The sequence below is a fragment of the Ensifer sp. WSM1721 genome (assembly GCF_000513895.2).
Taxonomy (GTDB): Bacteria; Pseudomonadota; Alphaproteobacteria; order Rhizobiales; family Rhizobiaceae; genus Sinorhizobium.
Genome location: NZ_CP165783.1, coordinates 339,121 through 351,021 on the forward strand (window position 1 = coordinate 339,121; position 11,901 = coordinate 351,021).

General features: G+C 55.7%; 8 protein-coding genes. 4 read left to right on the forward strand and 4 right to left on the reverse strand.

What is annotated here, in order from left to right; all coding sequences use genetic code 11:
* Positions 1-3: 3 nt before the first annotated feature.
* The 4 genes from M728_RS19385 to M728_RS19400 form a co-directional block, all read right to left on the reverse strand.
* On the reverse strand, positions 4-1,236 hold the full coding sequence (locus tag M728_RS19385) for an NAD(P)-dependent oxidoreductase (protein ID WP_245269792.1): 1,233 nt from the start codon (positions 1,234-1,236) through the stop codon (positions 4-6).
* Positions 1,175-1,906, reverse strand: a complete 732-nt coding sequence (locus M728_RS19390) for a glycosyltransferase family 2 protein (protein WP_051441011.1) — start codon at positions 1,904-1,906, stop codon at positions 1,175-1,177. Before M728_RS19390 ends, M728_RS19385 begins: the two co-directional genes overlap by 62 nt.
* Before the next feature lie 75 nt (positions 1,907-1,981).
* The gene (locus M728_RS19395; RefSeq protein ID WP_198023424.1) at positions 1,982-3,574 is read right to left on the reverse strand and encodes a glycosyltransferase family 39 protein; all 1,593 of its coding nucleotides are present in this window, start codon (positions 3,572-3,574) and stop codon (positions 1,982-1,984) included.
* Between the two features lie 531 nt (positions 3,575-4,105).
* Positions 4,106-5,011: a methionyl-tRNA formyltransferase gene (locus M728_RS19400; RefSeq protein WP_026622534.1), complete on the reverse strand. Its 906-nt coding sequence runs from the start codon at positions 5,009-5,011 to the stop codon at positions 4,106-4,108.
* Positions 5,012-5,639: 628 nt separating this feature from the next.
* On the opposite strand from M728_RS19400, the gene M728_RS19405 reads away from it, so the two are divergent.
* The 4 genes from M728_RS19405 to M728_RS19420 all read left to right on the forward strand — a co-directional run bounded on the left by M728_RS19405 (position 5,640) and on the right by M728_RS19420 (position 11,853).
* Positions 5,640-7,640, forward strand: a complete 2,001-nt coding sequence (locus tag M728_RS19405; protein ID WP_026622535.1) for a polysaccharide biosynthesis tyrosine autokinase — start codon at positions 5,640-5,642, stop codon at positions 7,638-7,640.
* Positions 7,641-7,881: 241 nt separating this feature from the next.
* On the forward strand, positions 7,882-9,120 hold the full coding sequence (locus tag M728_RS19410; protein WP_051441012.1) for a glycosyltransferase family 4 protein: 1,239 nt from the start codon (positions 7,882-7,884) through the stop codon (positions 9,118-9,120).
* On the forward strand, positions 9,104-10,396 hold the full coding sequence (locus tag M728_RS19415; protein ID WP_026622536.1) for an O-antigen ligase family protein: 1,293 nt from the start codon (positions 9,104-9,106) through the stop codon (positions 10,394-10,396). The genes M728_RS19410 and M728_RS19415 overlap by 17 nt, the downstream gene beginning before the upstream one ends.
* Positions 10,397-10,926: 530 nt before the next feature.
* Positions 10,927-11,853, forward strand: a complete 927-nt coding sequence (locus M728_RS19420; RefSeq protein ID WP_026622537.1) for a sulfotransferase — start codon at positions 10,927-10,929, stop codon at positions 11,851-11,853.
* Positions 11,854-11,901: the final 48 nt, after the last annotated feature.

Here is an 11,901-nt window from a genome sequence, read left to right on the forward strand (position 1 = left end):
CCGTCACCGGGCCAATCCTCTTTTCGCCAACTCGGCGGCTGCGTGCTCGAAGCGGTCCTCCGCCTGCTGATCTTCTGCCCAAGCGATCAGGTCCTCGATGCCGGATTCGAGCTCGACAGTGGGCTTGTAGCCGAGGTACCGTTGGATCTTGCCTATGTCGGCGTAGCAGTGCCGGACATCCCCCTCCCGGAACTTGTTTTCTATTTGCGGAGCAATGTCGCGCCGCATTTTCCGAGCGAGGATAGTCGCGACCTCTTTGATCGACGTCGGGCGACCGGTGCCGACATTGAACACCTGACCGTTCGCCTCGTCCTTTGCGAGGGCAAGGGAAATGGCTTGAACAATGTCTTTCACATGAACGAAATCTCGCGTCTGGTTGCCGTCTTCGAAGACGACCGGGGCGTGGTTGTTGAGCAAACGGGACGAGAATATTGCAGCGACCCCGGTGTAGGGATTGCCCAATGACTGCCGGGGGCCATAGATATTGAAGAACCGCAGTGCCACCGAGGGTATGTCGTAAGCTCTGCCGACGACCAGACACATTTCCTCCTGGTCTCTTTTCGAAATGGCATAGATCGAGGTCGGCAGGACAGGCTTCGCTTCGCCGGTCGGTATTGGTGTGGCGCTTCGATCGCAGATCGGGCACCGCACCTCCCAATCACCACGCCTCATTTGCTCCGCCTCGCGAAGCGTCGGCGTGACATCGCCGCAATGGCTACACCGTGCGCCACCTTCTCCGTAGATCGACATGGATGAGGCAACCACAAGCTTTTTCACATTGTGCCTGCGGGAAGCCAGCAGTTCGAGGAGCACGGCGGTTCCGACTGTGTTGTGGTCGACATAACGGTGAATTTCGTACATCGACTGGCCGACCCCGACCTGTGCGGCCAAATGCACGACGGCGTCCACGTCCTTCAACGCGGCGTCGAGCTGGCTGGTGCTGCGGGTGTCACCGTAGACGATCTCGACGCCCTTCATAGGCAGCCCGCTCGGCTGCAACAGGCCCCCAAGGTTGCCCTGCGATCCAGCATGGACTTGCGGTTCGTAATTGTCGAAAATTCGTATGTCGTATCCGGATTTGCGAAGGTTCTCACATAAAAAGGAACCTACGAAACCTGCGCCTCCAGTAACGAGTATCCTCATAACACAGTTCCTTATATCTAAAATAGATTTGTCAGTTAAACTCGTATTTTCCTCGATAGTTGGCCCATACGATCTTGAGTACATCAAAACCATACTGTACCGGTTTCAAATGTGATTTTTCATCCGCGTATCGCGTGGGTATCGCAATTTCCTTGATCTTCAGCTTGCGCTTGCCTGCCATCATGATCATCTCACCGTCGAAGTGGAATGTATCGCTGAGGCGAACGAAGGGGATGGTCTCCAGGCACCGGCGGGAATAGAGCATGTAGCCGCTGTGGTATTCGCTCACGTGAAGGCCGTAGGCCAGGTTCTCTATCGCGGTGAGCGCTTTATTGGCGATGTACTTGTAAAGAGGCATGCCGCCTTTCAGGGCGCCACGCTCGAGCATGCGCGACCCGATGACGACGTCAGCCTCGCCTTTTTCCAGCGGCGCGAGCAAACGCGGCAGCAGTTCCGGCGCATATTGCCCGTCGGCGTGCAGGAGTGCGGCGATGTCGGCGCCTTGCGCCAATGCGTAAGAAAAACCGGTCTTTTGCGCTTGGGCATAGCCCTTGTTCTGGGGATGGTCGATGACTTCCACGTTCGCCCGCGAATGAGCAATTCTGCGCGCAACATCGCCTGTTCCGTCGGAACTGCCGTCGTTCACTACGACAATGCGGACGTCTTTTTCGTAAATTTCCCTCGGGATTCGGTCAAACACGCTTTCGAGTGTCAGGGCGGCTTGATAAGCCGGGATAACCACAAAAATTTTCTTTTGAAACATGATGATCTATACTCCCCGTTACAATCTTTCGGTGCACTCAATCTCCAAATTTCGATGTTGCTCAGCCGGCCCTTTTCAAGGCAAAAGCTGCATCTCGGTTGCGCCGCGTGCTGAGCGATAGATCCGCCCGTCGGCGAGTGTTTCCTCTTCGACGAGTGGAACGGAATTGAGAAGGTCGTCCTCACTGATCAGGTAGTCCCGCCAGTCCACGCCGTAGACGAAGACGACATAGGCGTTCCCTTCCGCAAGGCGGCGGCGCATGGCGTCCATCTGCTGCGCAAAGGGCATGCTTGCGTCGTCCCGGCCAGACAGGTGACTGAAGCGGCGCGGTATGTATGCCGCGCTGCGCCGCAATCGGAATTCGATCAAATCCGGGGCGTTGGAATAGATCGCGGCATTCATTGGCAATTTTGCCGCGGATGCGAGCACAGGCGAGGTCGACCACATTTTGCGAGTATATCCTTGGCCCGCTTCATAGGTGGACATGGTGAACACCGTCGTTCTGGCGAGATTTGACACTCCGATCACAGCCGCGAGAGCGGCGAGGACGATCCCGAGTTCGCGCTGGCGCGCGAAACTCGACCTACCGGCTCCGAAGGGAGTCATGGCGGCGAGGGCCAGAAAAACATAGAGCGGCAGAAGAAACCGTCCGGTGAGGTTCAGTCGATACTGAATCATCACTGACACGATCAGGAACAGCAGATACAGAATCGACAGGAGACTGAACACGACGGGTACGAGCGCCTGCGGTCGTGCCCGTTGTTCGGGGGCTAGGCGTAGCCATGCGAGAGCGTAGTTCACGGCGACGAAAACGACAACGACGCTGGTGAGGGCGAGAAACAGGATGCGCGGGGCCGACCCCGCCGCGGAGGGCAAAAGCATTGCCGATGCGGAGCCTATCGTCCTGATCCAGTATGCCAGATCGGTGTTGCCCAGCAGTTCCAGGGAACGTCCCGTCGAATCCCCGGACATCAGTTCACTTGCGACCAGCCATGACCCGAAAACAGCACCGCACGCACCGGTCATCGCAGCACAATCGACCAGCCGTCTCGCAAAGCCTCCGCCACCAGCGACGAGCCTCAGGAGTGCAAAAGCTGGAAGCAGCGGCGCGGCCGCAAATCGCGTCAGCATCGCGAAGCCTACAATCGCCCCCACAAGCGCGGCACTTGCGACACGGTTGTCTTGCATTGCCCTGAGAAACACTAGGACGGACGCAAGGGTCAACGCGATGAACAACGGCTCCGACATTGCCACCGAGTGAAATTCGACAAAGACCGGATGACCAACGATCAGGGCCGTTCCCAATGCAGCCCAGGTCGGGCCCAATTGCGCCAGAAACAGCAACCGCAGGATCAGGACCGTATTGACGACATAAAGAAACCAATTGAGCCACCAGGCGGCGGCCACGAGATCGGTCTGGGATAGTGCCGTGGCTTGCAGCAACCAGGTGTAAAGCGGAGCGTAATGACGCGCGGTTCCTATGCGCATGTACGCGATTGAATCCGGTAGGATCTCTATTCCGCGCGATGTGGTTGCGAAAAACAGGAGCGAGATCGCCAACGAAAGGACGATGCTCGCGACGAGCTGCGCCCTTGCAGGAAGGGAAGTCATCGCGTCTTCGGCCGTCGCCGCCGAAACGGACTGCACCAGATGTCGTTCTCGCTTCATGTAGCCGCCGCCCCCCATTCTTGGTGTATCCGTTTGGCGCCAGCGTGCTGACAGAGGTTAGAATTCACGCCGCAAAGACTTGTTCTGCCCGGCCACGCAAAAATCGTTAGGCAGCGCAGCAGCAGTCGGATCGAAATCTTTGACAGGCCCCCATCATGCGCGTGACACGCTTGCGAACCTTTAAAAAATACTCCGCGCTTTAGCCCTTAGTGTTGGCCAAACCCGCAAATCAGTCTCTGAAAGCATTTATTACACAATTACGCAGCGTAGCTGTAAGAGCCCGCTCGGCAGCGCCGATATTCGCATAGTCGTGCCGTAATGTCGACTACCTAATATAACGGACATATGTTCTTGGTTGCGCGATCCGTATCTGCTTACAATATCGATCTTATTCTGCCATTACCTCATGAACGAAGGTCTGCGCTTCTGCGGGTCACGCCGGGTTTCGTTCGTCAATGTTGGTGAAGCGCGCGTACCGTTTCGCGCCGGTTTCTACGCCTGTGTCGTCGATGCATCCGCGTCGTCAAACGCTCACCCATGTAGCTTGCTGTGTACCGCTGGGCGTTTGCCAGTGGGCGAGGCCCAGGCCAGCACATCGATGCATTCGCCATCGCCACATAGAACGATGAAGCCGTGTTCCGTATGCGCTTGAACCTGCCCCGCCAAACCGATAAAGCGACCGGCGGTTTCGATCTGCACGGCCGCGGCGATACAGATTTTCCCGCCGTTGTAAAAGGAAAATGCGCCAGGGTAAGGGGCGCCGACTGCACGGACAAGGCGGAGCACCGAGGCTGCAGACGCGTTCCAGTCGATCAGGCCGTCCTCAGCCGTTCGCCTCGCACAATAGCTTGCCTTCTCATGATCCTGCTCCATACGCGGTGCATTGCCCGCCTCGACGAGCGCAACCGCCTCAACCACCATCTCGGCGAGATTTGCTGTATGCTTGCCATAGAGGCTGCGCGCGGTTTCGTCGGTCGCGACAGCGAACAGCCTCTGAAGCAGAATGGGACCCGAGTCGATCCCCTCGTCCAGCCAGAAGAGCGTCGAACCCGTCACTTCCTCGCCCCGAAGTATTGTCCACGGAATGACGGCACGGCCACGCAGACGCGGCAACGCCGCCGGATGGAAGCCGATGGCGCCCCTGCGTGCAACATCTCGAAACGGCTGCCGGCAGACTTGCGACCAGCCAACGACAAGCGTGACATCGGGCTCCACCGATGCCATCGCCTCCAGGACGGCAGGGCCATTGACGTCTGTGGTGTGGCAAACCGCGCTTCCGGCGGCGCGCGCCACCGTTCCTAACTCGACAAAATCAGAGTGACGCCCCGCCAATTCGGGTGGCAGGGTGATAACCAGTGCAGGAGCGCGCCCCACCTTAATGAGGGCTTCCAGAGCTATTCTGGAGCTCTCAACGGCGCCGACGAAAACGATACGCATGGTCTAAAACGGCCGAACCATCGAAAAAAAGCGGGATGTCGTGACCCGACGGGCAGTAAGCGAAGTAAGCAATGCGAGCTGCATTGAACACAATAATGACCGCGGTGTCCAGCGCAGGAAGCGGCCAGTTCATCGGCAGAGATTCGAGAGCCGATCAGGCGAGTCGACTGTGAGAAGCAGCATACCATGAGCGCCCCCCCGTATTCAGAACTGGCATTCAGAACTGGTATTGGACATGGCTAACAGAGCCTATTGTCTAAAACGGCAGTTATCGCTTATTGTGCTGTTGGCTGTCCCCAGGCCTGCACTTGTGAAGAGGTGCTGCTGCAACGCGATCCCGTCAATTGCGCGCGAGATGAGGAGGCAGCTGCCGCCCTTGCCCTGCGTAAGCGAATGGCGTTTTCCGACGCTCAATGATCCTGGGACAATTTTTTCGCGTCGTTTCGATGTGAACGCGCGTGCGCTCGGTAAAATTGCAATTCCTCCTTCGGCAAAATATGGAGGAGATTGAATATGCCTGTTTCCGCCAATTGGAGTTGGCGGTTATCGAACTAAGTTATTGCGCCTTATTGAACATTCTACTAATCTAACCTGATAGAGAAAATTCCTTTGCTTTTTGATGGTTTCCATGACGACATTCGTTTCTGATGGCAGCCTATCTGCTCGTGCTCACTACCGGGAAAGTGTCGAGCTTGCGGTTCAGCGCAATGGGAATTCGGTTGGTCTGCTGGATGCTTGGGCGCTCGTCAAACGGCGAATACGACTTCTTGCTTCAGTGATCGTCGGCTGTACGTTGCTCTCTGCTATAGCGTCATACACGCTCCCGAAAACGTATAACGCCAGTTCAGAAGTGGTGCTCGAGCGGAAGGATGTTCGACCATTTGCCACTGACGCTTCTTTGACATCGCTTGACCGCGATCGCTCGGCGGCAGAAACCGAAATGGATGTTTTGCAATCCAGGCAGTTTGCTGGCCGCGTAGTCGACAGATTGAATCTCATCGAGAATCCGAGCTTCAACCCGCATGCTCGCGGCGCCAAACAACCACCCGACGACGGTGGCGGGGTTCTTGGAAATTTCCGAAGAGTAATCGGGATCGATCGATCGCCTAATCGCGCGAGAAATCCACCGGATCTGGAAGCTCAACGGGACCGCGCAATCTCCTCACTACTATCCTTGTTCAGCGTTAGCCGGACCGGGGAGAGTCTGGCCGTAAGAATTACGGTATCAAACCCAAATCCTAAACTTGCTCAGGAAATCGCGAATACGATTGCTACTCTGTATGTGGAATCCTCGCTCGAGTTCAAGCAGGACGAGCGGATCGCAGACAAGCAACGCGCCCTTAATACGGGCGGGGCCGTGGGATTCCTTCGGCAAAGCATGACGCAACCGCTTTTGGTGACGTTGCGGTCCGAAGAGGCTCGACTGCTGCAAAGCAAAGCGGAGCTCGCTGCGAAGTTTGGCAAGAATCACCCGCGGATGCTTGATGCAGATTCGCAAATTGCGGGCGTGCGCAGGATGATCGAAGACGAGGTTCGTCGTATTTTGTTGGACCTCGAGGCGGAATCTTTGAAGCCAAGTGCTCGAATTGTATCGGCGGCGGAACTTCCGAATTCACCGTCATTTCCTAAGGCGGATATCATTATTCCGGCGGCTTTCACCGGTTCGACTTTGTTGGCCTTCTTGCTTGCGCTCCTGCTTGAAACAACCGACACGCGGATCCGCAGCGGACAGCGAGTCGCGCAGCTCTTGCGATTGCCCAACTTAGGCTACGTGCCAAGGCTTCCGAAGCATCTCTCGTCGCGCGGGACTAAGCGGTCCTCATGTATACCGGACTGGAGCAATGTGACCTCTGCAGAAGCAGAGCGGTCGATCTATATGGCTTCCCGTTTCTCAGACGCTAAACAACTGCACCGCGTTGTGATGATCACGTCTTGCCATCACAACATTGCAAACGCATCGACAGCTTGGGGGATTGCAACTGCTGCAGCAGCAGACGGTCGCCCAACCGCTTTCGTGAACCTGGATTTCCGTCAACACGGCGTTGCTTACTTGAAAAGCGTGGGGCGTTCGCCCGAACTTGTCGAGCGCTATCTCACGAATGAAGCAACCCTATCTGAGGCGGTGCAGACAATTCCTAGCTTGCCTGGGTTCGGCTTTATTGACGCGACGCGAGTAATGACGGACCCGTTCAGATTAATGGATTCTGACAAACTCTGTGCGCTGATCCAGGCGCTCAAGCAGAGCGGGTATGATTTCGTTGTGCTTCACGCTCCACCTGTCCTCGCTTCAGGGGACGCAACTTGGCTCGCGCCCTTTGTTGATGGAGTCATCCTTATGGTTTCTTGGGGGGAGACAACCGAGGATCAGTTGTTGGCTAGTGTTTCGCAACTCCGGATGAACCATGCGCCACTGATCGGCACCGTAATCAACCAAGTTAATCCTGAAATTCATAAACGCCACCGGTACGGAGGCTTTGTCATAACATCGAAGCGAGTTCCGGCGAGCGGTTGGATCAGGAGCCATTACCGTGGCAATGGTAAAATCGCTGACCATCCGGGCACAGAAACGAACACCTCGCCGATGGTTTCGGCGAACGCTACGCACCATTCTTCGTCGAGCACAGTGTAAGTCTGGTCGCGCCAAAGATTTGGCCGATGATCTCGTTTTTAGATCGAGCAACGCTCGCCGGTGGGTAACGATCGTTGAAAAAGCGGGGCCGTGAGTTGGCCGATGTCAGGCCGTCTGGATCCACCGCTAGCCTTCGGAATCGCGAATGGTTTACGGACTTTGATTATTAAGAAGATCATAAACGAAAACTGCAGAAACTTCTTTATACATAAGTAATTTTTCTAATGGAGAGCGTTCAGAAATGAATAGTGGCGATCGGCGGACCGTTGTGTGCTTTCCTTTTATAGGGGATTTTGTCGGCGGCAGCCATATGTCCGCACTGGGGCTAATACGAAATCTTCCCAAGTCCCTTTTCGCTCCATTGGTTGTCCTCCATGATACGGAGGGGCCGGTCGCAGAACTGTTTCGCCGAGAAGGTGTCGACTTTGACACTGCTCCGGTTTTAAACCGTCTGGAGCGGGCCGGGGCGCGCAACGGCGCGGCGGCACTCAATGTCGCTCGAACTCTTCCCGCTCTTGTCAGATACTTGAGAGACAAAAGAGTCGCGATCGTGCACACCAACGACGGTCGCGCACATCTCGTCTGGGGACTCGCGGCGCGATTGGCGGGATCGAAACACCTCTGGCACCACCGCGGCGATTCATCTTCTTTTGGACTGCGCCACATCGCGCCTTGGCTTCCGAACCGTCTGGTAGCCGTTTCGAGATTTGCGTCGCCGCGCCCCGGACTCTTCTCCGCTGCGGGGAAATGCAGCGTCGTTCATAGTCCATTCGACGTCATGAAAATGGTCGGGTTCGAGCGAGAAGATGCTCGAAAGGACGTGATAGCTGCGATCGGATGCTCGCCCGAAACAAAGCTCCTCGGATATGTGGGAACCTTGGTGGATCGCAAGCGGCCGATCTTGTTTGTCGAGGCCCTTGCGGCCCTGCGGCGACTGGAGCCAAATGTCGAGTTTACGGGCCTGTTTTTGGGTAACGCGCTGAACGGGCTTGATGACGTTGCAAGATCGCGCGCTGAAGCCCTTGGAGTGAGCAACCGCATCCATTTCCTGGGTTTCCGCTATCCGGGCGAACCTTGGATCGCAGGGTTGGATGCGCTTCTGGTAACGGCGGTGAACGAGCCCCTCGGCAGGACGCTTGTCGAGGCAATGCTGCTAGGGACACCAGTCATAGCTACAAACTCGGGCGGAAATCCGGAAGTGGTCAAAGACGGCGAGACCGGCATGCTTGTTCGTCCAGATGATCCGGATGAATTCGCAAAAGCTTGCTTAAAACTCTTCAGCAATTCTGCCTACTACCGGCACATCGTAGACATGGCTCGTAGCGAAGCACGCTCCCGCTTCAGCATCGAGCGCCACGTACACGCGATCACCGCGGTCTACGGAGACCTGTTAGGCACGGGCGATATGAGGCGCGCAGACCAAGTGCACGCCCATACTGTGACCGGCCACGCGCGAGGCGACAGTGTCAGAAATCGTTAAAACAACGACAACCCAATTTCATTTTGACAGCCACCCGCGCACACTGCATGTACACCTGTCTGCGATCGAGCGTGCTGTCCTCTACGTAGCAGTGTTTTTAGCGCCCTATGCAACATTGCGATTTTCCGATCTATTCTTTACCTTCAGTGATTTCTTTTTCTGCTTAAGCCTTTTTCTTCTTTTCATAACAGGGCGCATTTGGACTAAGCCGCTGGGCGAGGCAACGCCACTTTGGCTTGTCGCGTTCCTGCTCTTGTTCGTGGGGATGATGATTGGCAGCCTTTTCCATAACAGTCCCGAACGGGGGCTGATTGTGACGGCACAGTATTTGTTCGCCTACATATTCTTGATGTTCATTCTGATCCGTGATGAACCTAAGGAAGCTTATCGTCTGGCGGCCATTTTCCTGACCAGCATAATCCTCATAGACATTCACGGCATCATTACCTTCTATTTCGTTGGCTATGTGCCTGGCGAGGGAAGGGGCGTAGTTACGGGGGGGCGGCGTTTGGCTACACTCCTTCGAAACCCGAACTTGGCTGCGGCGATGAATGCCCTGACGCTCCCTATTCTGCTCTTTTTCTGGTCGACCGGCCGGATCAAGTCATATCTCGCTTTACCGGTACTGGCGCTATTTCTAGTTACAGTGATACTTACTAGCTCGAATAGCGGTTTGTTTGTGACGTCGATTTGCTTGGTTATCTTCACGGCGCTCATTTCAACGCCCAAGTTGATATTTCGTCTGGCACTGGGAGTCGGCATACTTGTTGCGGTTGTGGGCGGATTTGGGAACAAGGACCTGCTGCCCAAGACATTTCAAACGCGTGTCTTGGGCGCGCTTTCCTCCGGCGACATCTCTGAAGCGGGAACTTTCCTATCGAGAGCCGCACTTATGGAGGAGGCGATCCAGATGATATCTGACGAACAGATCAAACTGGTGGGAATTGGCGCAGATCAATTCCGAGAAAGAAGTGTACAAGCTGCTCCCGTTCACAACCTCTATCTTCTTCTCTGGGTGGAAGGCGGACTGCTCGCGCTGATTGGTTGGATCATGTTTTCAGCGATCGGCGTGCTGCGTGGAATTACGCTCAACAGGGCTGGTGGAGATAAGCGCGCATTGGCAGCGATTATTACGAGCGTCGTCGTTTTCCTCACGATCGCTTTGTTCAATCCCCACATGTATGCGAGGTACTGGACGATACCGATTTTTTTGTGCTGCGGCCTAAGCCTTGCGCAGCTCAGGCGCGCAGTTAAACTAGAACGGGGCGCAATTTGAATCCGAGCTTTCTCGTTCAAGCAATTGATGCCGAAGTTTATCGTGCGGCAGTGTGGAGGAGGCGAGTGGCTAACTCGGTCGAAAGGTCTCCATCTGTAAGCATGGTTGGAGAATAGATGACAATAAAGTACGCTCAAGCCTGATCGGTAGTCGCGCTGACCTTGTTGCTAATCAGGCGTTCGTGCATTATCATTGGTATTATTTCGTTTCATTTGTTTTGTCGAGCGAGCAGAGGCCGTCATTCTCGGCATGGATTTGGAGATGGCTGGTCCGCGCGGCTCGCGTCAGATTGTAAATGAGGGTGCGGCGATCTTATTCCGACCTATCTAGCGAAGTGCACTGCCCAGTGCCGTGTAAGCGGCACTGCTTTGGCATGCCCGGAGTGCCGGCGCCCGCTGCAATAATATAGCAGCCGGCCCCATCTGGTGGCGGGAAGGTGAAAGTCGTACCACATGCGCATGGACGGACCCTCATGCGCGTAAACAGAATTCGAAGCCAAAGTTCAAAGAAGTCGCAAATGAAAGGCTTATATGATGCCCCCGCAACCAGTGCGCATTGCCTATATTGCAGGTTACGGACGCAGCGGGACCACCATACTCGACATTGCGTTGGGCCAGCACAGCGCCGTTTTGGGGGCGGGGGAAGTAACTTCCCTCACACGGCACGTTTGGCGCCACAATGAATACTGTGCATGCGGCAATCCTATTCGTGACTGCAGCTTCTGGAGCGCCGTCTGCCAAGAGTGGTCCGCGGGTTCGGATTCGAAAGTCATGGCGGAGTATTGTGCGCTTCAAACAAAGTTCGAAGGGCTGTCCGTGCTTGTAAAGGTACTTTCGGGATTGGGTCTGGGAAAGCAATTTGCGGCGTATACGCTTCACACCAAACGTCTGATGAACGCGATGCAGTCCTGCTCCGGCAAGCAAGTAATTGTCGACTCTTCGAAGTTGCCGGGAAGGGCAATGGCGCTTGCGCAAATCCCGGGAATCGACATGCGCGTCATCCACATGGTGCGCGATGGGCGCGGAGTGGCCTGGTCATTGCTGAAACCTTACGAGCGTGACGCGAAGTCAGGGTTGCAGAAGGAGATCAGGCCAAAATCGGTATTCAGGACGGCTCTGCGATGGAGCGTGGTCAACCTTGCGGTCGAATATCTCTCGCGAAAATTGGGTTCTGAAAAAGTGATGCGCGTGCGGTATGAGGATTTCGCGTCGGATCCCGTCGCCGTCATGCAGAAAATCGGGACATTTCTCGAGCTCGACCTACATCAAATCGGTTCTTCTCTGCAGAACGGGGAGTCCGTTCGTGCAGGGCACCAGGTCGCAGGGAACCGACTGCGTATGAACGGATCTGTCGCACTCACGAAGGACGAATCGTGGCGAGTACGGATGCCAGCCGGCCAGCAGGTCTCCTTCGAGCGGTTGGGTGGCTGGATGCTCAGACGCTACGGCTATCTTTAAGTGATCGGCATCACAAAAGCGCGGGGGTCCTATGCTGGCTGTGTGTTC